The organism is Hungatella sp. L36, from assembly GCF_014288035.1.
On sequence record NZ_JACOPC010000002.1, the window covers coordinates 15,645 to 39,972 of the forward strand.

22 protein-coding genes are annotated in these 24,328 nt (G+C 51.2%); 18 read left to right on the forward strand and 4 right to left on the reverse strand.

Features of this window, described 5'->3' with window-relative positions:
* The first annotated feature begins 12 nt into the window (after positions 1 to 12).
* Positions 13 to 534, forward strand: coding sequence for a methyltransferase family protein (locus tag H8S80_RS05680; RefSeq protein WP_117633637.1), 522 nt, complete (start codon positions 13 to 15; stop codon positions 532 to 534).
* Positions 535 to 607: 73 nt separating this feature from the next.
* Here the strand turns inward: H8S80_RS05680 and H8S80_RS35010 are convergent, their stop codons facing one another.
* Positions 608 to 754, reverse strand: coding sequence for a DUF3021 family protein (locus H8S80_RS35010; RefSeq protein ID WP_117633653.1), 147 nt, complete (start codon positions 752 to 754; stop codon positions 608 to 610).
* A 193-nt stretch (positions 755 to 947) separates the two neighbouring features.
* Here H8S80_RS35010 and H8S80_RS05690 point away from each other — a divergent pair, with 193 nt between their 5' ends.
* Genes H8S80_RS05690 through H8S80_RS05700 form a run of 3 tightly spaced genes read left to right on the forward strand, consistent with a single transcriptional unit; the run spans position 948 to position 3,341 of the window.
* Positions 948 to 1,319: a BlaI/MecI/CopY family transcriptional regulator gene (locus H8S80_RS05690; protein WP_002604418.1), complete on the forward strand. Its 372-nt coding sequence runs from the start codon at positions 948 to 950 to the stop codon at positions 1,317 to 1,319.
* Positions 1,316 to 2,887, forward strand: coding sequence for a M56 family metallopeptidase (locus tag H8S80_RS05695; RefSeq protein ID WP_117633638.1), 1,572 nt, complete (start codon positions 1,316 to 1,318; stop codon positions 2,885 to 2,887). Before H8S80_RS05690 ends, H8S80_RS05695 begins: the two co-directional genes overlap by 4 nt.
* Positions 2,880 to 3,341 carry a cupin domain-containing protein gene (locus H8S80_RS05700; RefSeq protein ID WP_002604416.1) on the forward strand — a complete coding sequence of 154 codons (462 nt, stop codon included), beginning with the start codon at positions 2,880 to 2,882 and terminating at the stop codon, positions 3,339 to 3,341. The genes H8S80_RS05695 and H8S80_RS05700 overlap by 8 nt, the downstream gene beginning before the upstream one ends.
* Positions 3,342 to 3,443: 102 nt before the next feature.
* On the opposite strand, the gene H8S80_RS05705 is transcribed toward H8S80_RS05700, so the two are convergent.
* From H8S80_RS05705 to H8S80_RS05715, 3 genes are all read right to left on the reverse strand, one after another.
* Positions 3,444 to 5,264, reverse strand: a complete 1,821-nt coding sequence (locus H8S80_RS05705; protein WP_118033157.1) for an ABC transporter ATP-binding protein — start codon at positions 5,262 to 5,264, stop codon at positions 3,444 to 3,446.
* A gap of 1 nt (position 5,265) precedes the next feature.
* Entirely contained in the window at positions 5,266 to 6,981 is a 1,716-nt protein-coding gene (locus H8S80_RS05710) for an ABC transporter ATP-binding protein (RefSeq protein ID WP_117633639.1), read from the reverse strand.
* Between the two features lie 148 nt (positions 6,982 to 7,129).
* Positions 7,130 to 7,723: a MarR family winged helix-turn-helix transcriptional regulator gene (locus H8S80_RS05715; RefSeq protein WP_117633640.1), complete on the reverse strand. Its 594-nt coding sequence runs from the start codon at positions 7,721 to 7,723 to the stop codon at positions 7,130 to 7,132.
* A 263-nt stretch (positions 7,724 to 7,986) separates the two neighbouring features.
* Between H8S80_RS05715 and H8S80_RS05720 the strand changes: the two genes are divergently transcribed.
* The 14 genes from H8S80_RS05720 (at position 7,987) to H8S80_RS05785 (ending at position 24,314) form a co-directional block, all read left to right on the forward strand.
* Positions 7,987 to 9,222, forward strand: coding sequence for a response regulator transcription factor (locus H8S80_RS05720; protein ID WP_025532116.1), 1,236 nt, complete (start codon positions 7,987 to 7,989; stop codon positions 9,220 to 9,222).
* Positions 9,223 to 9,245: 23 nt separating this feature from the next.
* Positions 9,246 to 11,108 carry a cache domain-containing sensor histidine kinase gene (locus H8S80_RS05725; RefSeq protein WP_243010355.1) on the forward strand — a complete coding sequence of 621 codons (1,863 nt, stop codon included), beginning with the start codon at positions 9,246 to 9,248 and terminating at the stop codon, positions 11,106 to 11,108.
* Between the two features lie 84 nt (positions 11,109 to 11,192).
* Positions 11,193 to 12,614 carry an ABC transporter substrate-binding protein gene (locus H8S80_RS05730; RefSeq protein ID WP_002604408.1) on the forward strand — a complete coding sequence of 474 codons (1,422 nt, stop codon included), beginning with the start codon at positions 11,193 to 11,195 and terminating at the stop codon, positions 12,612 to 12,614.
* 85 nt (positions 12,615 to 12,699) lie between these two features.
* On the forward strand, positions 12,700 to 13,620 hold the full coding sequence (locus H8S80_RS05735) for a carbohydrate ABC transporter permease (RefSeq protein ID WP_029466216.1): 921 nt from the start codon (positions 12,700 to 12,702) through the stop codon (positions 13,618 to 13,620).
* Between the two features lie 12 nt (positions 13,621 to 13,632).
* Positions 13,633 to 14,466, forward strand: coding sequence for a carbohydrate ABC transporter permease (locus H8S80_RS05740; RefSeq protein WP_002604406.1), 834 nt, complete (start codon positions 13,633 to 13,635; stop codon positions 14,464 to 14,466).
* A 5-nt stretch (positions 14,467 to 14,471) separates the two neighbouring features.
* Positions 14,472 to 15,701, forward strand: a complete 1,230-nt coding sequence (locus H8S80_RS05745; RefSeq protein ID WP_117633642.1) for an MFS transporter — start codon at positions 14,472 to 14,474, stop codon at positions 15,699 to 15,701.
* Positions 15,702 to 15,720: 19 nt separating this feature from the next.
* Positions 15,721 to 16,728 (forward strand): CehA/McbA family metallohydrolase domain-containing protein, encoded by a 1,008-nt coding sequence (locus H8S80_RS05750; RefSeq protein WP_117633643.1) that lies wholly within the window; start codon positions 15,721 to 15,723, stop codon positions 16,726 to 16,728.
* 17 nt (positions 16,729 to 16,745) lie between these two features.
* A complete protein-coding gene (gene gnpA, locus H8S80_RS05755; protein WP_117633644.1) occupies positions 16,746 to 18,908 on the forward strand; it encodes a 1,3-beta-galactosyl-N-acetylhexosamine phosphorylase in 2,163 nt (720 codons plus the stop codon).
* A gap of 147 nt (positions 18,909 to 19,055) precedes the next feature.
* Positions 19,056 to 20,300 (forward strand): glycoside hydrolase family 88 protein, encoded by a 1,245-nt coding sequence (locus H8S80_RS05760; RefSeq protein WP_117633645.1) that lies wholly within the window; start codon positions 19,056 to 19,058, stop codon positions 20,298 to 20,300.
* Entirely contained in the window at positions 20,282 to 21,712 is a 1,431-nt protein-coding gene (locus H8S80_RS05765) for an alpha-L-fucosidase (protein WP_117633646.1), read from the forward strand. Before H8S80_RS05760 ends, H8S80_RS05765 begins: the two co-directional genes overlap by 19 nt.
* A gap of 235 nt (positions 21,713 to 21,947) precedes the next feature.
* Positions 21,948 to 22,235 (forward strand): YdbC family protein, encoded by a 288-nt coding sequence (locus H8S80_RS05770; RefSeq protein ID WP_117633647.1) that lies wholly within the window; start codon positions 21,948 to 21,950, stop codon positions 22,233 to 22,235.
* A 37-nt stretch (positions 22,236 to 22,272) separates the two neighbouring features.
* Positions 22,273 to 23,037: a DUF2310 family Zn-ribbon-containing protein gene (locus H8S80_RS05775; protein ID WP_117633648.1), complete on the forward strand. Its 765-nt coding sequence runs from the start codon at positions 22,273 to 22,275 to the stop codon at positions 23,035 to 23,037.
* A 31-nt stretch (positions 23,038 to 23,068) separates the two neighbouring features.
* A complete protein-coding gene (locus tag H8S80_RS05780) occupies positions 23,069 to 23,617 on the forward strand; it encodes a GNAT family N-acetyltransferase (protein WP_117633649.1) in 549 nt (182 codons plus the stop codon).
* Between the two features lie 43 nt (positions 23,618 to 23,660).
* Positions 23,661 to 24,314: a hypothetical protein gene (locus tag H8S80_RS05785; protein WP_002604397.1), complete on the forward strand. Its 654-nt coding sequence runs from the start codon at positions 23,661 to 23,663 to the stop codon at positions 24,312 to 24,314.
* Positions 24,315 to 24,328: the final 14 nt, after the last annotated feature.

A 24,328-nucleotide genomic window follows, 5' to 3' on the forward strand; every position in this document is an offset into this window, starting at 1 on the left:
GGCGGACTGCAAATGAATGGCTTTTTCCTGATAATCCCGTTTATCCTGATACGATTTGGCCTCCTGGCGCGATTCAGCAGCGAGGCAGTAAAACGCGCAGCCCATTTCGCCCCATTGTCGGGGAATGAAGTGTTTGCATATTGGGTCTACCAGATATCCAATGCCGCGATCTTTGTGTACTTATGTTTTCTCAGGGTGAAACCGGAGGTCTCCTGGCAGTTCTTTTCAGGAGCGGCGGTTTATCTGCTGGGATTGGCATTGTGCGCAGCCACAATCAAAGATTTTGCATCCCCATCCGAAGGCGGAATCAATCAGAACGGACTCTACCGTTTTTCACGCAATCCGATGTACCTGTCGTATTTTCTGTATTTTATCGGCTGTGTGATACTGACCCGGTCTGTAATTCTGTGCGGCATTGTCATTGTATTCCAGATCGCCTCTCATTGGATCATTCTCTCAGAAGAGCGGTGGTGTATGGACACGTTCGGTGATGCGTACCGGCAGTACATGAAGACGGTCAGACGTTATATTTGACGTTTTAAGACGGGATAAATCTGGAGTCTGCGGCGTGAGCCTGTATGAGGAGAGAAGGAGCGGTCCGCTGCTGTCAGCGGTCCGCTCCTTCTTTCTGCACTTTTTCGTTCATCTGCATCACACGCTTTTTTATGGTCCAGTATTGCGACAGCCAGATGACAAAGTAGATATCAAAGAATATTCCGAAATACAGGATGCCTCCGAAAACACTGTATCTCAGCTGATTTCAACCGATTTTCGACAGATGGTCGTTTTGACACCATAGATGGCAGAAGAGCGTATGAAAATACCTCTTTCTGAAATAAATTTAAAAATAAGACAGTTGTAGTATTGACATTCTCGTAAGACAGGAGTAGTATATGGGTATGGATACTACTCCTGTCTTATAAATGAAAGGAAAAGAGGTGAATCAAATGGATATGAAACTGGTTGACAGTGAAATAAAGGTTATGGACGTTCTCTGGAAAGAGGGCGACAGCATGGCAAAGCACGTTGCCGATGTGATGAAAGAGCGGTACGGCTGGAATGTCAATACCACCTATACACTGTTAAAGCGGTGCATCAAAAAAGGGGCCGTGGAACGGACCGATCCCAACTTTGTCTGCCATGCGCTTATTAAACAGGAACAGGTGCAGGCACAGGAAACAGACGAACTGCTGCATAAGGTTTTCGACGGCTCGGTGGATAAGCTGTTTGCATCTCTGCTGGGCAGAAGGAATCTGACTGCGGAACAGGTGGAGAAGCTGAAAGAGATGGTCGAGGAGCTGGGGGAGGATGGAGCATGAGCCTGATTCAAATGAGTATTTCTGCTGCAGTGATGATCTTTGTTATAACCGCCATTCGGGCGATTTCCATCAACCGGCTGCCTAAAAAGACGTTCCTTGCCTTATGGGGGCTTGTCCTGGTGCGGCTGCTGGTGCCATTTACCTGGCCTTCGCCGTTCAGCGTCTACTCCCTGGCAAAGTATTCTGGAGCAGGACAGATCGGCGGCGTTCCAATCGCAAACGTGCTGCCCGTTATCCCGGTCACCGCCGCGCCGGATGCTGTACAAAATACTGCCGCGGTCGTGGGGCTGACACCAGGGGGCTGGATCTGGGGCATCGGACTGGTGTTTTGCACGCTGTATTTTGCCATAGCTTATATCAGATGCCGCTTCGAGTTCATGACTTCCCAGCTGGTGGTAAACGAATTTACGGTCCGATGGCTGGCAGAACATAAGTGCAGACGTTCCATTGCAATTCGCCAGACCAGCGGTATAACGGCTCCGCTTACCTATGGAATCTTCCGGCCTGTCATATTAATGCCGGCAGAAACGGACTGGACAGATTCGAAAAAGTTACAATACGTCCTCGCACACGAGTACGTGCATATCCGGCGTTTTGATGGAGCGGCGAAGATTTTACTGACTGCCGCACTGTGTATTCACTGGTTTAATCCCCTGGTGTGGATCATGTATACATTAGCAAATCGGGATCTGGAACTGTCCTGCGACGAACGAGTTGTGCGGATGTTCGGAGAAACCATGAAATCAGCCTATGCGCTTACGCTGATTGACATGGAGGAAAAGAAGAGCGGACTTACCCCGTTATGCAACCATTTCAGCAAAAATGCAATTGAAGAAAGGATAGAAGCAATTATGAAGATAAAAAAGACAACGGTTTGTTCCATGATCATCGCCTGCGCTGTTGTGGCTGTTGTGGGAAGTTCGTTTGCCACCTCTGCTGCCGCAGCAGGAATTCCGGATGATTTCATATACATTAAAGAAGATATTGCAGTCAGGTTCGTGCCCGACCCATCTGTTTATGCGAAGTATTCCTCCTTTGGCGTTACGATATCGAATGATGGCACATCACTTCTCTACAAGGGACAGAAAATAAGGCTTTTCAATGATCCGTATTCTGATGGAACTTTCTATTATGATGAGAACGGCACAGTGAATCTGGCGGCTGTACGCAGTTCAGCCGGAGAAATCACTGGTGTGAGCGCAATATCCGAGAAGGAAGCACAGGAATACTACTACGTATTTTTTGCAGATGAGACCAGGGACTCCAATCCGGAGCCTCTGGAAAACGGAAAGAAATATAATATGTATTACGGCGCTTACGGAATAACGTTTCGTGCGGATGAAAACGCCGTGTACTATAATGGACAGAAAGTGAGATTGTTTGTTGATGAGACTGACGGCTGGTACCCTGCGTTTTGGGTGGATGAGACCGGAACGGCTGATCTGGCAGTCGTGCGGGACTCGGCCGGACAGATTACTGGCATAAAATCTATTTCAAAGGAAGAGGCACAGAACTATCTTAAGAACACGGAGGCAGATGCAGGGGATAGGAAGAAATCGTATGATTAAAAAAGCAAAAATCAATGAGTTACAGGCAGAGCACAAATGCACCAATGCGAAGTATGAGTACCATAAGAGGCCATTCGTTTCGAGAGGCGAGGCCAGTCAGTGCGTGGTGAATATTTACCACATTCCTCCGATGAAATCCGCCTACCCGTACCATTACCACTGTAAAAATGAAGAAACGTTTTATATTATCAGCGGCAGCGGAACGTTAAAAACGCCGGAAGGGGAGATGGCGGTAGAAGCGGGAGACTTACTGTTCTTCCCCGCGGATGCCGGCGGCGCCCATAAGCTTACCAATACCTCCCCTGCGGAAATGCTGACGTATATCGATTTTGATACCAACAATGATGTTGAGGCCGTCATTTATCCGGATTCAAATAAGATCGGGATCTGGGGGAGCGGGACGAACAAGGTGTTTCAGGTGGAGGATGAGGTTGATTATTACGATGGGGAGTAGGAAGTATGTATATCAGTCTGGATCATCTGCCGGAAGGAAAGGTGTGAGACAGACAGGTATAACAGGGAAAGCGGAGCCGCGGCTCCGCTTTCCCTGTTATGCCTATACGGCTGTCTGTGCGAACTGGCTGTTATAGATGTCCGCATAGGTTCCATTGAGAAGCAGCAGTTCTTTATGGGTTCCGGTTTCTACGATATCACCGTCGTCCATGACCAGAATACGGTCGGCATCGTAGATGGTGGAGAGTCTGTGGGCCACTACAAAGCTGGTGCGTCCCTTGAGCAGATGCTTCATGGCCTTTTGGATCGTCAGCTCTGTCCGGCTGTCGACACTGGAGGTCGCCTCATCGAGTATGAGGATTTCCGGGTCGGATACAAAGGCACATGCAATGGTGATAAGCTGGCGCTGCCCCTGGGAGATATTTCCCGCGTCCTCACCCAGAACGGTTTGATAGCCGTCAGGCAGCTGTTGAATGAAGTCGTCGGCATAGGCAGCGCGGGCTGCTGCGAAGATCTGCTCGTCGGTGGCCGATTCATTTCCGTATTTGATATTGTCATAGATGGTACCGGAAAACAGCCAGGTGTCCTGCAGGACCATTCCGATGCGGGATCGGAGCTCGTGGGGCGTCTCACTACGGATATCTTTGCCGTCAATGCGCAGAGATCCGCTCCGGATCTCATAAAACCGCTCCAGCAAATGGATGAGCGTGGTCTTTCCTGCTCCGGTGCGGCCGACGATGGCGACCATCTGCCCTTCGTCCACCGCCATGCTGAAATCCTTCAGTAGCGGCGCTTCGGTGTAGCCGAACTCGACATGATCGAATACCACCTTGGCCGTATCATCCGTGTGGTCCGGGAATTCACACTCATAATCCACGGTTTCCTCTGCGTCCAGCATCTCAAACACCCGCTCGGCGGAGGCCACCATGGAGATCACATTGGTCCAGATCTGTGCAAGCTGCATCAGCGGACTGGAAAACTGGGAGGAGTACTGTAAAAATGCCTGAATGTCGCCGATCGTGATCGCGCCGGACACCACACGGAAGCAGCCGGCTGCGGCAATCAGCACATAGACGATATTCTGTACCAGCAGCATGCCCGGCATGGAGAGGCCGCCGATGAAACGCGCCTTCCAGCCTGTGCTGTACATATCCCGGTTTATTTCATCAAAGGCATCCAGGGCGTTGTCCTCGCCGTTGAAGGTTTTAATCACGGAAAATCCCTGATAGCTTTCCTCAATCTGGCTGTTAAGCCTGCCAAGAGAGGAAAAATAGTCGGTACTGTATCTCTTTGCCTTCGGAGAGATAAACTTCATCACGAGAAGGCTTCCGGGGAGTGTGATACAGGCCAGCAGCGTGAGAAACGGGCTGATGGAGAGCATCATCCAGAGCACTCCGGCCACCAGCACAGCGCTGGAGAGCAGGCTTACCAGACTCTGCTGTAAATTAGTGACAATGTTATCTACATCGTTGACGGCCACGCTCATCAGCTCGCCGTTGGGATGCTTGTCAAAATAGGATACGGGAACACGGTTCATTTTTGCTTTCAGCTCATTTCGCATGGCATGTGTGGTTTTCTGTGAAATTACTGTCATGATATACTGCTGCAGGAAGGAAGTGACGAACACTCCGGCATACAGCGCTCCGACGGTACAGAGAATCGCTCCCAGCGCGTGGAAGTCTACGCCGGTTCCCTGTGTGATGCCATGAAATATCAGGGTGGTGGCACTGCCCAGGAGTTTTGGGCTCAGCACCTGCATCACCGTGCCGGCTATAATAATAAGAAATGTAACGATAATCAGCGGGATGGATTTTTTCATATAGCCTGTCAGACGCCTGATGGTATTCCAGGTGTTTTCGGGCTTTTTCTGCGGAGCGCGGCTCATTTTATCTGCGCCGGATCCAGTTCTGTTGTTCATGGCCATATTACGCCACCTCCTTATATAATTGTGATTCGATGATCTGCCGGTATACGGAACAGCCGTCTTTTAGCTCTTCATGGGTGCCGAGTCCTGCCAGCATCCCGTTATCCAGAACGGCGATTAAATCGGCGTTCATGACGGTGGAAACGCGCTGGGCGACGATGACGGTGACGGCATCCCTGACTCTGCCGCGCATGGCGGACCGGATGGCGGCGTCAGTCTTAAAGTCCAGTGCGGAAAAGGAATCATCAAACACATAGACGTCGGCCTCTTTCAGAAGGGCACGGGCAATACAGAGCCGCTGTTTCTGTCCGCCGGAGAAGTTACCGCCCGCTTTTTCGACGATGCTGTCCAGCCCGAGATCCAGGCTGTGTATGAAGTCCGAGGCCTGCGCCATGTCCAGGGCGGCCCATATTTCCTCGTCGGTGGCGTCGGGTCTGCCTACCAGCAGATTGGAACGGATGGTGCCGAAAAAGAGTGTGGATGCCTGGGGAACGAAGCTTACCCGGTCATGCAGGACTTTTTGCGGAAGCTCTCTGACATCCGCTCCGTTCAGGCGGATCTGTCCCTTTTCCACGTCATAGAGCCTGGCGATTAAGCTGACCAGTGATGACTTGCCGTCGCCTGTTGAGCCGATGACAGCGAGGGTCTGGCCGCCGTGAACCGTAAGGCTGATGCCGGACAGGGTCTTCTTCTCGCCTCCGAAATAGCGGAAATCCACATTTTCAAAGGTCAGACTCTTCCCGCATGCCTGTGGAGCGGAACCGCTGGGGTCCTGGATGGACAGCGGCATCTCCAGAACCTCATGAATTCGTTTCGCCGAGGTCTGTCCTCTGGGAACCGCAAGAATTATCTGGGTCAGCATGGCAAACCCTGTCAGGATCTGGGCGCCGTAGCTGATGGCCGCGATGATGGAACCCACCTCCAGCGTGCCGTTTTCTGCACCTGCTCCGCCGGCCCACAGAATCAGGAGGGTGGAAAGGCTGAGCAGCAGACTGATGACAGGGAAAAAGAAACTCATGATGCCTCCGGCGGCGATGGATACTTTCACGTATTCACCGTTTATTTTGTGATACTTTTCAAATTCTGCATCCTCCCGGCAGAACGCCCGGATGACCTTGACACCGGTAAGACCTTCCTTAAAAGACAGATTTAACTGGTCCAGGAGCGTCTGCATCCTGGAATACAGGGGATTGGCCAGACAGGAGATGATGAGATAGGAGACGGCCAGAAATGGAATTGCACCGATAAAGATCAGTGCCAGCTCCGGTGAAAGCAGCCACGTCATGACGATGCCGCCGATCAGCTGCACCGGAGCGAGAATCAGAAATTTGAGACCCATCTCAATAAGGTTCTGTACCTGAGTGACGTCATTGGTGGTGCGGGTGATCAGGGAGGAGACACCGAATTTGTCGAATTCATTTTTAGAAAATGTCAGCGCTGTGTGGTATACATCCTCACGGAGTTCCTCGCCGGTTTTATAGGAAATTCTTGAAAACAGCAGAGTGTTTAACGCTGCTCCCACAAGGCTTGCTGCGGATACGGCGATCATAAAGCCGCCCTTCTGCCATATCCGGGATGTATCGCCGACAACGACACAGTTGTTCAGGATATCGGCGGTCAGATAGGGAAGATAGAGGGAACAGCTTATCTGCAGCAGCAGAAACAGAACGGCCAGCAGCGTCTTGGCTGGCGGCAGGCGTTTGATGATTTTAAACATAGAATACCCCTTCTTTCTACAGGTGTGGCGCCAAAAAAGGCGCAAAAAAAGAAAGGCACTGCCATTCCGCTGTTTTGGAAAGGCAGCGCCAATGCTTTGGGTGGACTGGTTCATTTGTTTGATGGTGCTTGTAATGTTTGATTAATTGTTATTCCATGGTATGGGGCCAATCACCGAAGTTCCCAGGCCGGCCGCCAGCGCCGCCCATGAAGCCGCCTGGGGCACCTGTGGCGAACCGCCGGAACATTTCGTCTCCCATGCGTTCCCGTGCGCCCCGCATCCACCATTCGCGTTCAGACTCATCGGCTTCGTCTTCCAGGTCTGCGGCGAGCGCGGTAATAAGGCGGTCTAAGTACTCACTGAGTGTGATCTTTTCGTCTTCCGAGAAGCATTCAAACACATCGTCGGAATTAACTTTTTTCTGCGGTTCGTTTTTTCCTTTCTCCGTCAGTTTGACGAGGATGACGCGGCGGTCCGCCTCAGATGGCTCTCGGCTGATATATCCCCCTTTTTCCATCTTTGCGAGCAGTTCGTTCAGGGAGGAGACCCGGATTCCTAAAAGATAGGAAAGGTCTTTGGTAGAGATGCCATCCTGCAGCTTCAGGATAGCCAGAATCCGTCCCTGGCCGCGGCTGGGATCGGCCATCGGCCCGTTTTCTGCCTGCGTGCGGTGCTGGTGCTTGTGCAGCAGCCATTGGAGCTTTGTGAATTTTTCATATAATTGTGTATTCGCTTCGTTCATAAGTAATACCTCCTTATCGGTACGTCGTGCCGGTACCTGTTCTAACGGTACCGTCTGAAACTATTATAACGGTACCGTTAGAAAAAGTCAAGAGGAAATTTACAGGTACCTGTAATAAAAATATCTATAAATATTTGCTTCTGGTAAAGACCGCCCAAAACATTTTTTATTGTCAGGAAGCAAAAGACGTTATACAATAAATGACAGAAGTATCCAGAAAATGGTAAAATGCAGCATGAAAATACGACGAGGAGGAAACAGCCATGTACCAGTTACTGATCGTAGACGATGAAGAAGATATCCGCCGCGGGATGGCCCGGGGGATTCCGTGGAATGAATGGGGCTTTGAAGTGGCGGGGCAGGCGGAGAATGGGGAAGAGGCTGTGCGCATTATTGGGGAAAAGCACCCGGATGTGGTGCTGTCCGATATTCGAATGCCGAAGATGGATGGGATCGAGCTGATGCAGTACCTCCACGAAAATAATCCGGAGATCAAGATCATCATTCTCAGCGGATACAACGATGTGGAGTATTTAAACATGGCCATCCGCAACCAGGTAACGGAGTATCTCTTAAAGCCCACGGATATCGATGAGTTTGAGACGCTGTTTCACCGGCTGAAGGAGAAGCTGGATGAAGAGGGGATCAGACGGCGGGAGCTGGAGTCGCTGAAGGTTTCGGCCATGCAGAATAAAGAACTGTCCTACGCCAGAGTTCTCAGTAATCTCCTGGACGGGTATGTGGGCGGAGAGGAAGAGTACGGCTGGAAGGAGGAGATGGAAGACGCCGGCATGAATTTTGACTGCTGTATGATGGCGGTGTTGGATGCCCAGCCTGTGGGAAATGGGGAGAGAGACGATCACTACCAGCTGAAGCAGCGGATTATCCGGTACTGCAACAGCCGGGAGATGGTCTGGGAGAAACATTTCTTCCTAAACCGGGACCGGAAGGTGGTAGGGATTATCACGCTGAAGGACGGCAGCGACGGGGAGCTGGAAGCCATAGGCCGCTGCATCAAAGAGATTCAGGGAGAGATCGGTGACATCTACGGCCTGGCCCTTCTGGCCGGATTGAGCGGCCTGTGCAGCAGCGAAGAAAAACTGCCTGAGATCTACGGGAACACGGGGAAGCATGTCTCTTCCATGGCGCCGGATCTGTCGGCGGGCCAGAAGAAGACCGGGATGCTGGTGACCTCCATTCGGGAGTATCTGGACCGGGAGTACTGCTCTAATCTCGTCTCACTGGAGGCTACGGCGGAACAATTCCGGAAAAATCCGGCCTACATATCGAAGGTATTTAAAAAAGAAACCGGATTTAATTTCAGCGATTATATCACACAGAAGCGGATGGCTCACAGCAAGCTGCTGCTGCGGGACATGTCACTAAAAATCTACGAGATCGCAGAGATGACCGGATACGCCGATGCTTCTAACTTCATTAAAGTATTTAAGAAGCACTGCGGCATGAGCCCGAATGAATACCGGGGACTCCACAACTGATGGAAACGAAAGGGACAGACAGGATGAGAGATTTGTGGAAACGGCTCAGTCATTATATGGACCGCGGCTTAAGACAGCAGCTGTTTTTCTATCTGGTGGTGGGGGTGCTTCTGCCCTTTACGGTGGTTGCGTCCGTGCTGTTTTTGAAGACGCGTATGGAAATGAAGAATCAGGCAATTGGAAATATCCGCCAGAGAGCCGACGCCATCGCCGCACAGGTAGACGAGCTGCTCTATAATGTGCAGCTGGTGTCCGATAAATTTGCCTACGACGCGGAGATCGAGGATTTCCTGGCCAGGGATTACGACAGGGCGACCATCGAAAAGCAGCGGGATATCTATGGACTGAACAACTACTTTCTGAAGACGGACCCGCTGGGGAAGAGCCAGCGGATCAGCGCCATCTACGGAAATAACAAGGAAGTATATAATTTCCTGGATCCCTATTTTCAGGGAGAGGATATCAAACGGATCATGATTGACATGGGAGCCGTGGACCGGACGAAGCTGTCCATGTTTCAGTGGCAGCCCCTGCGGAGTAATTTCCTCAGCAGGACGAAAAAAGGGGATGTGAGGACAGATCAGGTGATCACGTGTATGCGCCGGATTCTTCATCCATTTACCGGAACGTGGCTCTATACCCAGTTTTTTGTGCTGGAGGAGAATCAGGTCTACCAGCTTTATAAGACGTCGGCCGAGGAAATGAAGGGAACCGTCTACATCGTGGATGGCAGCGGCCGCCTGATCTCTTCGTCGGATCAGAATGCCGTCGAGACGTGCCGGATGCCGGGGCGGATCATGGAACTTGCAGAAGCGGCTGAGGAGGGCAGCCATCAGATTCAGTATAACGATGAGCCTTATATTACGGATTTGAGTCCGTTAAATAACGCGGACTGGCAGATCTTTACCGTGGTTCCCTTAAATGCGGCCACCGAGCCCATCGACCGCCTGTTCAAGGAGATTATTGCGGCCATGGTGGTCTGTGTGACTGCATGTATCGCCATCATCAACTGGATCTCCAGGCGATTTCTTCAGCCGGTGGAGGTGCTGGACGCTTCCATGAAGGAGGTATACGACGGCAATCTGGAGGCCTACGTGGAACCGGAGGCGTACCAGGGGGAGATCAAGAGCATGATGATGTACTACAACGCCATGCTGGTGCAGATCAACCACTATATAAAAGAACAGGTGGAGAGCGAGAAGAAGAAAAAGGAGCTGGAGCTGGAGGTGCTCATGGGGCAGATCAATCCCCATTTCCTTTATAATACACTGGAAAATATCGTCTGGAAATCCAATGAGGTGGGACGTCCTGACATCGGGCGGATTGCCGCGGCGCTGGGGCGGCTGTACCGGCTGTCCATCGGAAACGGGGAGACGATCGTCCCCATCCGGCAGGAGGTGGAACACGTCATGGCTTATGTGAATATCCAGAAGAACCGTTATAAGGAGCGGATTGAATTCGACAGCACCGTCGATTACGATCAGCTGTATAACTATGCCATGATCAAGCTGACTCTGCAGCCGGTGGTGGAAAACTGTTTTATGTACGGCATGGAAGGGATTGACCGGGTGCTGAAGATCCGGCTCGATATCCGGGAGGAGGCGGAGGTGATCCGGTTCCGTGTGGCAGATAACGGCTGCGGCATGACGAGAAGTCAGTTAAAGGAGGTGCGCCGCCAGATTGAGACGGGGGCGGTGAGATGCGAGACAGAGCCGGGGAAACGAAGGCGAAAAGGGACCGGAATCGGCCTTTACAGCGTGAAGGAGCGAATCGCCATCTATACCGGATACCAGAACAGCGTGCGGGTTTTGAGCAAGCAGGGAGCCGGAACGATCGTAATCATTACGGTTCCGAAAATATCGGTAAAGGACAAGAATAACCAATAAAGGTAAAATTCCAACTATGGATTCTGACCGGATTACACGTTACAATTATGCTATCAAATAAATTAGTTGGGAGGAATTACCACAATGAAAAGAAATATAAAACGCGTTGTTTCCCTGTCCCTCTGTGCAGCAATGGCAGTGGGATCACTGGCAGGCTGCTCTTCAAAGAAGGCGGAACCGGCGGATGCAGCCACAACAGCGGCAGCCGCAGAAACGACCACAAAAGCAGAGGGTGAGACAGCAGCAGAGGGCGCAGAGGCTGCTTCCGACAAGCCATTCGACGGCGTGACCTTAAAGTATGCGACCACACAGACAGCCAGTACCGGAGAAGAAAACCAGAAGTTAATCGAACTGGTTAAGGAAAAAACCGGTATTAACATTGAGTTCTATGTGATTCCGAGTGCGAAATCCGGTGAAGTGGATAAGACTCTGGTCAGCCTGATGGCTGGTGATGAGATCGACTTGATCTACAACACAAAGCCAGGCCTAAAGGCGTTCTACAACGCGGGCGTCTTAGAGCCGATGAACGCGCTTGCTGAGAAGGCAGGCTACGATATCGCCGGAACCTTTGGCGACTACGTTCCGGAATTTGGCGGAGACGTATACGGTCTTCCGGCATTCTCCGATATCTGGATCACCTTATATAATAAGCAGATCTTCGACGATGCCGGTGTTGACTACCCGACAGCAGACGGCTGGACATGGGAAAAATACATCGAGACAGCGAAGAAGCTGACAGACAGCTCCAAGGGAATATACGGATCCTTAATGCTGGACTATGACTGCTACAACTACATGTACGCATTACAGAAGGGCTGGGAGCCATACAAGGCCGACGGCACGGGAAACTTCGACGATCCGTTATTCAAAGAGAGCCTGGAGTTCTATTACGGCTTAGGCAATACAGAAAAGATTCAGCCCTCTATTCTGGAATTCAAGGCCTCCAACACACCGTGGAACGCATTTGCAACCACCGGCAAGTACGGTATGTTCATGTGCGGCGGCTGGGTAACTTCCATCTTAAATCAGTTTGACAAGTACCCGAGAGACTGGAAAGTCGGTCTGCTTCCGATGCCTTATCCGGAGGGAACCGATCCGTCTACGCTGACGGTACCGGGATGCTACGCAGTGCCGACTACCAGCAAGAACAAGGACGCAGCATTCGCAGCGGCAGCCTGCATGGCGGAGAACCAGTACACACTGGGCATGGGCCGTGTACCTGCAAGAATCGACTTAACAGACGAAGAGATCAATGAGTACGTTGAGAACTCCCTGGCAAAGCCATTTGAGTTTGACGGTCTCACTGTGGAAGACTTCAAGACCGCATGGTTTGACAGCAGCCGCAAGGCACTTTCTGAAAAAATCATTGGCGACGGCGACGCAGCCATTTCTCAGGCAATCATCGAAGAGGGCCAGCTTTACGGCCAGGGTGCGGAAAGCATCGATGACGCAGTAACCAAGATTCAGGATAAGGCAAACAGAGCAATCGAAGAAGATAAGCAGTAATCTAGTCTGACCTGACGGGCAGTCCATTCGGGAAACCTTAGGGGCTGCCCTTTTTGTGCCAAAAGATGGAAAAAGAGGTGTGTTTATGAAAAGTAATGGTAATGCAAAAGTAAAAGTGAAAACCTCCATTGCTCAGAAAAAGGAGAATTTTACAGGGGCTCTTTTTATCGCTCCGTATCTGATCGGCTACGTTATTTTCCAGGGGCTGCCGTTTTTGATCGCGGTGGTCCTTGGTTTCACCAATGTCCGCTATATCAGCAAGCTGGAGGATGCGTCCTTTGTCGGTATCAACAACTTTATCCGCATGTTTACGGATGTGGATACCATGAAGGCCTTAGGGCGCACCGGCCTTTATTCCCTGATGTATGTGCCGTTAATCATGGTATGCGGCTTTTTCATCGCGTATATGGTAAACAAGGGAATCCACTGTAAGAACCTGGTCCGTTCCATGTTCTTTCTTCCTTACGTATCCAACATGGTGGCAGTAGCCGTCGTATTCAAGCTGCTGCTCGGTCCCGACGGTCCGGTAGTGTACATACTTTCGGCTCTCGGAAGCGAGAATCCGCCGTATCTGCTGTACGGCTTAAATACCGCGCTTCCGACGGTAGTGTGTATCGCTGTGTGGAAAGGCATCGGCCTTAACTTCATTACGTATCTGGCTGCGCTTCAGAACGTCTCCGCGGATCTTCTGGAAGCCGCTCAGATCGACGGCGCCAGCAAATGGCAGAGAATTAAGAATATTGTGATCCCCATGATTTCTCCGACTACATTTTTCTTAATGATCAGTTCTGTGATCACATCCCTGCAGAACTTTACCACCATTCAGGCTTTGACCGGAGGCGGTCCGGGACAGGCAACCACGGTTATGTCCATCAACATTATCAGAACCGCATTCACCAACTACCAGACAGGCTATGCCAGTGCACAGGCTCTCGTGATGTTTATCATCGTCTTAATCATCACTCTGATTCAGTGGCGCGGACAGCAAAAATGGGTCAACTATTAAGGAGGAAGAGCTATGCTTAAGAAAGATAAAAAGATGTCATGGGGCTGGACGATTGTTCTGATTGCCATCGGCCTTGTCTGCATCTACCCGTTTTTATTCATGGTGTCATCATCCTTCAAGATTTCAGGTGATGTGCTCACGAAGCCGCTTCAGCTGATTCCCGATCAGATCATTTTCTCCAACTATTCGGACTTGTTCGGTGACCCATACTATGATTTTGGACAGTGGTATATCAATACCATCGTGATGACGGTTACCACCATTGTCATCAAGGTTTTCGTGGTTTCCATCACGGCTTACGCATTTTCCAAGATTAATTTCAAGGGAAGAGACGGAATTTTTCTGGTTCTTCTGACTTCTTTGATGATTCCTAGTGACATTATGCTGATTCCGAGGTATGTTATATTTAAGCAGATTCACATCCTGGATACCATGTGGTCTCTGGTGCTGCCGGCTACCTTCGATATCTACTTTGTATTCATGATGCGTCAGGCATTTATCGGCATTCCGGAGGAGATCAGCGAGGCGGCCCGCATCGACGGATGCAGCCATTTCCAGATCTATTCAAGGATCATTCTGCCGCTGGCGAAGCCCTCGATCGTGACGCTGATTCTGTTTACGTTCGTGTGGTCCTGGAACGACTATATGGGGCCTTACATCTTCATCTCCAGCCTGGAGAAGCAGATGCTGTCTGTTGGTATTAAGCTGTTTACGGAAGGCACGGTGACGGATCCTGCGCTTCAGATGTCCGCTGCGACGCTGGTCCTGATGCCTGTGCTGGTGCTGTTCTTATTCTCGCAGAAATACTTCGTGGAGGGCGTCAACTCCTCCGCAGTAAAAGGGTAGCGAGGATGGAAAAACTTCTGTTTTGGCTGTGCTGGATCGCATACTTTTCCACGTATATCGGCAGGCTGAACTATTCGGCCAGCCTGACGGGGATCATCCTTTCGGAAGGGTTTTCCAAAGGGCAGGCCGGAATGATCGGAACGGCGTTCTTTTTCGCCTATGGAGCGGGGCAGTTTGTCAGCGGCTTCTTAGGCGACCGCCTGGCCCCGAAGAAAATGGTCTTCACAGGGCTGATGGTATCCGGCCTCTGCAACCTGGCTATGGCGGGGGCGAAGGGCTCCGGTCTGATGACGGCGGTCTGGTGTGTAAATGGCCTGTTCCAGGCATTTATCTGGTCGCCCATGATCCGGCTGATGTATGAGTATTATAAGACGGAAACAAGGATGAAGGCGTGTGTATCTTTAAACAGCTCCGTTCCCCTCGGAACAATGGCGGTCTACGGCCTGACGGCGCTTGTGATATGGCTGTCCGGCTGGAGGACCATGTTCGTTCTGGCAGGCGCGGCGCTGATCGGTACCTCGCTGTTCTGGATTACAGGCATGAAGCGGGTGGAGCGGTATGCGGCAGAATCCGGGAAAATGGCGGAAATACCCTCTGGTGAGACCGGCGGTTCGGCAAAAGCTGCCGTAAACTGGAAGAGTCTTCTGATCCAGTCTGGATTTCTGTTTCTGATGATGGCCCTTTTTGTCCAGGGGGCGCTGAAGGACGGCGTGACTACCTGGGTGCCAACTTATATCAGCGAGACTTACGGACTGAGCGCCATTCTGGCAATCACAAGCACCATGGTTATTCCGGTCTTTAACCTGCTGGGGGTCTATCTGGCCTCCTTTGCCAATCTTCACTGGTTTCGGAATGAGGTGCGGACAGCGGGAGCATTTTTCGTGGTCAGCGCGGCGGCCATACTGGTGCTGCGTCTGGCGTCGGGGCGGAGCATGGCGGTGTCATTTCTGATGCTGGCGCTGGCGACGACGGCGATGATGGCGGTCAACACCATGCTGATCGCGGTGCTCCCATCGTATTTTGGCGTGATCGGAAGAGCCTCTTCCGTATCAGGCCTTTTAAATTCCTCGGTCTACGCAGGCGGCGCCGTCTCCACTTACGGAATCGGAGCACTGTCTGTAGCCCTGGGATGGAACGCTACCATCGTAATCTGGTTTCTGATGGCGGCGGTTTCGGCGGTGATCTGTTTCCTGACAGTCCGGAAATGGATTGCTTACCGGAAGGAAGTTCTTTAAATTTGGAAGGAGTAAGATAATGTCAAACAAAGTAAATTTAATCCCGGAAACAGGTACCTTCTACAAAGCAAACCTTCACTGTCACACCATCCATTCCGATGGCCGGCTGACACCGGAGGAGGTTAAAAAAGCGTATATGGACGAGGGGTATTCCGTGGTAGCCTACACGGACCACCGCAGATATCAGTGGCACAGAGAGCTGATGGATGATAATTTTGTGGCGCTGGCCGCCTACGAGGTGGACATAAACGAGCACTTTAAAGTTCCTGGGGATTTTTCCAGGGTAAAGACGTACCATATTAACCTGTACGATTCGAAGCCGGAGGAGTTTCAGGAGGAAAAGAAAGAGAGCCCCCTTCCGGAGAGCCGTTATGGCGATTACCATTATATTAACGGATTTATTGATCACATGAAGGAATACGGCTTCTTCGCCTGTTACAACCACCCTTACTGGTCTCTGCAGAACTACGACGATTACAAGAATCTCCGCGGCTTCTGGGGCATGGAGATCTATAACTATGGATGTGAGCACGACGGACTGTACGGCTATAATCCGCAAAGCTATGACGAGATGCTGCGTCTGGGCAACCGGCTGTTCTGTGTTTCCACGGATGATAATCACAACAGCTTTCCGTTCGGAGATCCCCTCTGTGATTCCTTCGGTGGATTCACCATGATTAAGGCGGAAAAACTGACTTACGACAGCATTGTGGATGCTCTCTTAAAGGGCAATTTTTACAGCTCCATGGGGCCGGAGATAAAGGAACTGTATGTGGAAGACGGCGTTCTGCATGTGAAGACCAGTCCGGTGGAAAAGATCTATGTGCTGATGGAAGGCCGCAACTGCTATAAGAAGGTGGCAAAACCGGGGGAGACTGTAACGGAAGCCTCCTTTGCGCTGGCGGGCAGCGAGACGTATATCCGGGTGACCTGCCAGGACGGAAGAGGACTGCGCGCCGATTCCAATGCGTATGAACTGAACGGAAAAGAACCGGTGCTTCGTACATACAAAATAAACAACGACTAATCTGAGGAGAAGCAGCAATGAGTGATAAATATGGACGGGTAACCGTACCCACCGATGTGGATATGATTGAAGAGACTAAGGAAATCGTTAAGCGCTGGGGAGCCGACGCTCTCCGTGACTGCGACGGTACCAGTATGCCGGATGAATTAAAGTCCATGCCGGTAAAAATCTACTCCACCTACTACACAACGAGAAAAGACAATGCGTGGGCAGAGGCTAATCCGGATGAAGTACAGCAAATGTATCTGATGACGGAGTTTTACACGGCAATGGAAGAGGGAGAACTGCGTATTCCGGTGATGAAGCACTTATACGATCAGCAGCTGAAGCCCAACACCATCGATGATATCAAACGCTGGTGGGAGGTTGTTGACCGCACGACCGGAGAGGTCGTGGCGCCGGACCGGTGGAACTATGAGGAGGGGAGCCGGGAGGTCATTCTGGCACAGCCGGAACGTTATCACGATTATACGGTCAGCTTCCTGGCCTTTATCATCTGGGACCCGGTACATATGTATAATTTTATTACCAACAGCTGGGAAAATGTAGAGCACCAGATCACATTTGACGTGAGGCAGCCGAAGACGCAGCAGCACGTCATCGAGAAGCTGAAAAAATGGATGGTGGAAAACCCGGATACGGATGTGGTCCGCTTTACTACCTTTTTCCACCAGTTTACCCTGGTATTCAATGAATATGCAAAAGAAAAGTTTGTGGACTGGTTCGGATACAGCGCCAGTGTGAGCCCCTATATTCTGGAGCAGTTTGAGAGAGAAGCGGGCTATCGGTTCCGTCCGGAGTATATCATCGACCAGGGCTATCACAACAACACGAACCGCGTTCCGACTAAGGAATTCAAGGATTTTCAGAGGTTCCAGCAGCGTGAGGTTGCGAAGCTGATGAAGGTCCTGGTGGATATCTGTCACGAAAATGGCAGGGAAGCCATGATGTTCCTGGGCGATCACTGGATCGGCACCGAACCGTTCGGCGAGTATTTTAAGGAAGTGGGATTAGACGCGGTGGTAGGCTCCGTAGGGAATGGAACCACCCTTCGCCTCATCTCCGATATTCCGGGGGTGAAGTATACGGAAGGCAGATTCCTGCCGTATTTCTTCCCGGATGTGTTCCATGAGGGAGGCGATCCGATCAGGGAGGCGAAGGTCAACTGGGTGACTGCGAGACGTGCCATCCTGCGCAAGCCGATCGACCGGATCGGTTACGGCGGCTACTTGAAGCTGGCTCTTCAATTCCCGGATTTTATCCAGTATATCGAGGAAATCTGTGATGAGTTCCGCCTTCTCTATGAGAATGTGGGAGGACAAGCCCCTTACAATCATTTCACCGTGGGCGTGTTAAACAGCTGGGGAAAGCTTCGGTCCTGGGGCACCCATATGGTTGCTCACGCCATCGATTACAAGCAGACGTATTCCTACGCCGGTGTGCTGGAAGGACTGAGCGGCATGCCCTTTGACGTCGCCTTCATCAGCTTTGACGATGTGATCGAAAATCCGTCTGTCTTAAAGAAATGCAGCGTTTTGATCAATGCAGGCGATGCATACACGGCCCCGAGCGGCGGCAGTTACTGGCTGAACCCGGCTGTTTCCTGCGCGGTGAAGGAATTCGTGGCGGAAGGCGGCGGCCTCATCGGTGTAGGCGAGCCGACTGCCTGTCAGCACGAGGGGCGATACTTTGCACTGGCAGGCGTCCTGGGCGTGGATAAGGAAGTGGGCTTCAGCCTTTCTTCTGACAAATATAACTGGGAGATACACAGCCATTTCATTACTGAGGACAGCGCGGAGGAGATCCGGTTTGGCGAGGGTATGAAGAACATTTACGCGCTTCCCGGTACGAAGATCTTACGCAGCACCGGCCAGGATGTTCAGATGGCGGTTCACGAGTTTGGAAAGGGAAGAAGCGTATATATAAGCGGTATTCCGTATTCCTTCGAGAATTCCAGAATGCTGTACCGCGCCATTTTCTGGGCGGCCGGCAGGGAGCAGGAGATGAAGAGATGGTACAGCGACAACTTCAATGTGGAAGTAAACTATTATCCGGCTACGGGCAAATACTGTGTGGTAAACAATACGTATGAGCCGCAGGAGACGGTCATCTACAACGGAGAGGGAGAGGCTGAGGCCATGAGCTTAAAGGCTAACGATATTCTGTGGTTTGAAGCTTAAGCCGGAAGCAAGAAGCCAGAGCCAGAAACCTGAGTCTGAAATCTGAGTCTGAAACCTGAGTCAAAAATCTGAGCCAGAAACCTGAGTCTGAAACCTGAGTCAGAAATCTGAGCCAGAAGACGTAAGTGGAGTATATGGAGAAAAAATATGGAAAATAAGCGGTATGAAAGGACGAACCGGCTGGCGGAAGCGCCGGAGATGACGGCCCGGGAGGCGGATGAAGCCTTTGCCGTCTGCGTGGAAACTGTAAAAAGGAACATGGCATACTTTGGCAGCACCGTTCCGGCGGCAGCCAGTGTGGATGGAATCTATCCGAAGACGGCCAATGACGACTGGACCGACGGATTCTGGACCGGAGAGATGTGGCTCTCTTACGAGGAGACGGGGGACTCCGCTTTTAAGCGGGAAGCCCTGGCCTCGGTGGCAGACTTTGAACGGCGTATGAAGGAACGGGTGGTGGTGGACCATCATGATATGGGTTTTCTGTTCAGCCCGTCGTGTGTGGCGGCATGGCGTCTCCTAAAGAGAGAAGGAGCCATGGAAGAGGAGCAGCACGAAAGCGTGATGAATGACGCCGCCATAGAGCAGGCGAAACGGACGGCTCTGGCCGCGGCCGACAACCTGATGGGAAGATTTCAGGAGAAAGGCGGTTTCTTCCAGGCGTGGGGGACGGCAGGCGATCCAAAAGAATACCGGTTGATTATCGACTGTCTGCTCAATATGCCCCTTCTGTTCTGGGCATCAGAAGTAACCGGCAATCCCATTTACCGGGAGAAGGCGGAGTGCCATATCAGGACAGCCATGGCCCATGTGGTGAGAGACGACTACTCCACGTATCACACCTATTACTTTGATCCGGAGACGGGCGCTCCCGTGAAGGGAATCACCCAGCAGGGCAACCGCAACGGGTCCATCTGGGCCAGAGGTCAGGCGTGGGGAATCTATGGATCCGCCCTGAGCTACGGCTATTTCCACGACCCGGAGTATATGCGCCTCTTTGACGGCGTGACAGCCTGTTTTATGGAGAATCTGCCGTCTGATCTGATCCCTTACTGGGATTTTGATTTTAATGACGGAAGCCCGGAACCGAGAGATTCCTCCGCCGCGGCCATCGCCGCCTGCGGCCTCCTGGAAATGGCCCGCTATGTGGAGCAGGAAAAGGCAGGCCTCCTCATTTCCATGGCATCTAAGCTGATGAAGGCATTGACGGACCGCTGTCTTTTGAGAGATGGCGCGCCGGGAGCCGGAATTCTGCTTCACGGAACGTATGCGAAACGGTCGAAGGAGAACGGGGTCAATCAGTCGGGCGTGGATGAATTCAACCTGTGGGGGGACTACTTCTATATGGAAGCCCTTATGAGGATGAGAAAGGATTGGGAACGATATTGGTAATCAGTGATCAGGAAAAAAAGCTGGTCCGGGTGGTGCCTTCCGAGCGGCAGATGCGTCACCAGAAGCTGGAATTTTACGGTTTTCTCCATTTTACCGTAAATACTTTTACGGACAGGGAGTGGGGGGATGGCACAGAATCCCCCTCTGTTTTTTGTCCGGAGCATTTTGATGCGGAGCAGTGGGCGGAAACTCTGGCGGCTTCCGGTATGAGAGGCGCGATTCTCACCTGCAAGCACCACGATGGCTTCTGTCTCTGGCCCAGCCGGTATACGGCTCATACGGTAGCCGCCAGCCCGTTTCGGGGCGGAAACGGCGACGTGGTGCGGGAGGTGTCGGAGGCCCTTCGGAAATACAATTTAAAGTTTGGTATCTATTTATCGCCCTGGGACCGTCACGAACCATGCTATGGAAAAGGAACCCAATACGACGATTTTTTTGTGGGACAGCTGACGGAGCTGCTGACAGGATACGGTGATATATTCTGTGTCTGGTTTGACGGCGCCTGTGGCGAGGGGCCTGATGGAAACGTGCAGAGCTACGACTGGGAGCGGTACTATGATGTAATCAGACGTCTGCAGCCGGTAGCCTGTATCTCCGTCTGCGGCCCCGATGTCCGCTGGTGCGGCAACGAAGCCGGAGACACCAGGGAGCAGGAGTGGAGCGTGGTGCCCGGACGGCTCCGGGACACAGAAAAAATCAGGGAAAACAGCCAGCAGAGTGATGAGACGGAGTTTCGGCAGAGAACCCTTTCGAGCAGTGACCAGGATCTTGGAAGCCGGGCAGTGCTGGAGGGAGAAAACGAACTGGTCTGGTATCCTACCGAGGTGAATTTCTCCATAAGACCGGGCTGGTTCTATCATGAGTCCGAGAATGATCAGGTGAGGAGCCTGGAGAATCTGGTATCCATCTACGACCGCTCCGTGGGCGGCAACAGCACGATGCTGCTGAATGTCCCGCCGACTAAGGAGGGGCTGATCCATGATCGCGATGCCGAGAGGCTGAGAGAACTGGGGGCGTATTTAAGACGGCGCGAGGCCCATAATCTGGTGGAGGAAGCGGAGATGACTGCCACCGGGTCTGAGCCAGGTCACGACGCGGCAAATCTCCGGTCAGATGATGAGGGAAGTTATAAGACTCCCGATGGTATCCGAAGCTGTGAGATCCGTCTGACCTGGGAGGAGCCGGTTAAAGTATCCATGGTAGTGATCAAGGAGGACATCCGGTTCAGCCAGAGAATTGAAAAATACCGGATAACCAGCGTCTGCGGCGAAGAGCGTCAGGTGCTCTGCGAGGGGAAGACGGTTGGCTGCCGGAAGAACGCGGTGTTTGAGTCTGTGACAACGAATGAAATTCGGGTGGAGATTCTGGAGAGCCGGGTTGCTCCGGTGATTCGGTTTTTGGGGGTGTATTGAGAGAAGCACATTAGCAGGCAATGAAGATGGGCCAGGAATCTATAATCGATTTCTGTCCAGTCTTTATTGCCTGTTTGTAGATTCTCTGTAATCCAAATGAAATTGTCTGGCAGTGCCGCCTCTGATAAAGCAGTAAAGTAACTTGCACAAAATGGTCTGGCTTGTGATATACTTAACGTAATTAAAGCTCGAGGTATCACGCAGCAGCTGCAAACAGGCACGACAGGAGCATAAGATGGATGGGATCGATAAGAAAATAGCACCAGAGGGAGGCGCTGCGATAACGGCAAAGGAGGAAAATGGATTGCAAAAGTTTGACATTTATAAACAGATTGGCCCCATCTCCAGGCCCAATAACGGCTGGACAAAAGAACTGAATTATATCAGCTGGGATGACCGGGAACCCGTCTATGATATCAGAACGTGGAACGAGGACCATACGGCGTATGGAAAAGGCGTGACGGTGACGGCCGGTGAGATGGTGGTTCTGAAGGAACTTCTGCAGAGCAGAAACGTGTTTTGATCATGAGAAAATTTTAATATAAAAGGGAGGTATCCTAATGTATACATATGAATACCGCTTTTATCCCCGGTCATTCGAACCGGAGGAACTCGATGTGTTTATTGACAATATGCAGTGGTTTATATCCTGTCTGTATAAGAATGGCCAGATTCTGTCTGAATTTCAAAATACAGTCAAATGCGCAGAATATTTTGCCTGCAGAATCGTAGCGCCGGAACGGGATTCTCTGAGTGAAAAGTATGGAAACCGGTATACCCGAGAGTTTTTTGAGGATGTATGCAAAGACTCTGCAAAGCCGCCGGAGCTGCTCTATATCGGAGAAAATTACGATGTGGAGGACAGCTGTACGTGTGAAGCTCCCAGCCATTATATCCTGTTTTCGGAGTGTCTGTGGGCGGCATCTCCGATTATCTGCGGTGATTGTAAATGCCCGGTACCGCTCTACAAGTTTCCGAAAACCTATGACGGCACGGAGTATTTCGACCTGTTAGGCTGGCAAAAAGCTTACCGGGCCTGTGACCGGCAATTTTTTGAAGGAATCGGAGAGCGGCATGGCTATAAAATGATGCACGACCCGAACAGCCTTTTATCGAAGGAAGCGCTTCAATACTGCAGTATCATGGAAGAAAAGACGGGAAAGCCATTTTATTATTTTCTGTTTACTTATTACAAAAAGAATAAACCGGTCTGCCCAAAGTGCGGGCAACCGTGGGTTAATCAGAAGCATGCGATATCCCGTAAGATACGGTATGATTTTGTCTGCCATCAATGCAGACTCGTAGCCGATGATCCTAACTTCTGACGAAGGATATTTTGAAAAAATTGGAGGTTTCATGAGCTGGAAAATGAAATGTATGGATAAGAAATACCTGACAAAATCACTGGATTTGGTGGAACGGGTCTTTACGGAATCGGAAAATGCAGAGTCAGGGAATACGGTGAGAAGGCTGGTGGAGGAAATAAGAAGCAAGCGGTTCTATCTGCCGGAACTGGAATTAATCATGACGGATGAAATGGATGAGGTGATTGGATACGCCATGTTTTCAGGCTTTCATCTGGAAGGCAGGTATGAAGGGCAATTACTGCTGCTTTCACCTGTGGCGGTCAAAACAGAATTACAGAGAAGGCACATTTCCAAGGAGCTGATCGAATATGGCTTTGAAAAGGCGGGGAAGATGGGATATAAAGCGGTGATTGTAGAGGGCAATCCCCAAAACTATAATCCAAGAGGATTTGAGACTTCCTGCAGCCATGGGATTTTTGCCGGTCCGGGGCTTCAGCTTCCTGCACCGGAGTGTCTGATGGTAAAGGAATTAGCGGAAGGTTCTCTGAAAACGATAAAGGGGATTGTGGATTATTCGGATTATCAATATCTGACCTGATGAAAATAACGGGAGATGACCGGAGATAGAGGGGGATCTGGCGTTGAAAAATGGGGGAACGGAGATGGAAATGGATGAGTGGGAAGGATTGATCGATCAGGAAGAACCGTGTGAATATACGCTCAGTGAGGCGGAGATGTTTGCCTTCTTAGGAAAGAAAACGGACCCCGCAGACAATCTGACCGGCAAAGTGCTGCTGGTTCGTCTGCCGGATAAAAAGGTGGAGGGACTGACGGAGATCAGAAAAGTCTTTCAGCCGAAAGCATCGGCGCTTCCGTGGCTGAAGGGGCCATATCCCTGTATCGTTGCAGAGCGGCTCAACCGGATTGAGGCCCTGGAAATGATTGATAAAACCGGTGTCCCGGACTGTCTTCGTTTTGTCTGTGACACGCAGAGGGCGGCTGGAAAAGGCTATTTTTCCTATGAGGAGGTTCTTCTGAGATACAGGGAAGAATCGGGAGGAATCCGGTGCAGTGATTTCAGAAATACGGATCCAGTGGAATTGGTTGATGAAGAATCCGTTGTAAACCGGGCGAAACAGGAATGCACGATTTTGTATACAGATACAGAGGTTTATGATGATATCCCGGGTGAGATGTGGATGGTTTTATTTTATTCCAAAGGTATGCTGGGCGGAGACCAGGAAGTATACATGAATCGGAACGGGATTACAAAATTAATCGTTTGCGGCGAATAAGAATTGCTTTACGG

Coding starts and splice junctions, on each gene's coding strand:
- H8S80_RS05680 (WP_117633637.1), top strand. CDS start 13: ATGAATGGCTTTTTCCTGATAATCCCGTTTATCCTGATACGATTTGGC.
- H8S80_RS05690 (WP_002604418.1), top strand. CDS start 948: ATGGATATGAAACTGGTTGACAGTGAAATAAAGGTTATGGACGTTCTC.
- H8S80_RS05695 (WP_117633638.1), top strand. CDS start 1,316: ATGAGCCTGATTCAAATGAGTATTTCTGCTGCAGTGATGATCTTTGTT.
- H8S80_RS05700 (WP_002604416.1), top strand. CDS start 2,880: ATGATTAAAAAAGCAAAAATCAATGAGTTACAGGCAGAGCACAAATGC.
- H8S80_RS05705 (WP_118033157.1), bottom strand. CDS start 5,264: ATGGCCATGAACAACAGAACTGGATCCGGCGCAGATAAAATGAGCCGC.
- H8S80_RS05710 (WP_117633639.1), bottom strand. CDS start 6,981: ATGTTTAAAATCATCAAACGCCTGCCGCCAGCCAAGACGCTGCTGGCC.
- H8S80_RS05715 (WP_117633640.1), bottom strand. CDS start 7,723: ATGAACGAAGCGAATACACAATTATATGAAAAATTCACAAAGCTCCAA.
- H8S80_RS05720 (WP_025532116.1), top strand. CDS start 7,987: ATGTACCAGTTACTGATCGTAGACGATGAAGAAGATATCCGCCGCGGG.
- H8S80_RS05725 (WP_243010355.1), top strand. CDS start 9,246: ATGAGAGATTTGTGGAAACGGCTCAGTCATTATATGGACCGCGGCTTA.
- H8S80_RS05730 (WP_002604408.1), top strand. CDS start 11,193: ATGAAAAGAAATATAAAACGCGTTGTTTCCCTGTCCCTCTGTGCAGCA.
- H8S80_RS05735 (WP_029466216.1), top strand. CDS start 12,700: ATGAAAAGTAATGGTAATGCAAAAGTAAAAGTGAAAACCTCCATTGCT.
- H8S80_RS05740 (WP_002604406.1), top strand. CDS start 13,633: ATGCTTAAGAAAGATAAAAAGATGTCATGGGGCTGGACGATTGTTCTG.
- H8S80_RS05745 (WP_117633642.1), top strand. CDS start 14,472: ATGGAAAAACTTCTGTTTTGGCTGTGCTGGATCGCATACTTTTCCACG.
- H8S80_RS05750 (WP_117633643.1), top strand. CDS start 15,721: ATGTCAAACAAAGTAAATTTAATCCCGGAAACAGGTACCTTCTACAAA.
- gnpA (WP_117633644.1), top strand. CDS start 16,746: ATGAGTGATAAATATGGACGGGTAACCGTACCCACCGATGTGGATATG.
- H8S80_RS05760 (WP_117633645.1), top strand. CDS start 19,056: ATGGAAAATAAGCGGTATGAAAGGACGAACCGGCTGGCGGAAGCGCCG.
- H8S80_RS05770 (WP_117633647.1), top strand. CDS start 21,948: ATGGATGGGATCGATAAGAAAATAGCACCAGAGGGAGGCGCTGCGATA.
- H8S80_RS05775 (WP_117633648.1), top strand. CDS start 22,273: ATGTATACATATGAATACCGCTTTTATCCCCGGTCATTCGAACCGGAG.
- H8S80_RS05780 (WP_117633649.1), top strand. CDS start 23,069: ATGAGCTGGAAAATGAAATGTATGGATAAGAAATACCTGACAAAATCA.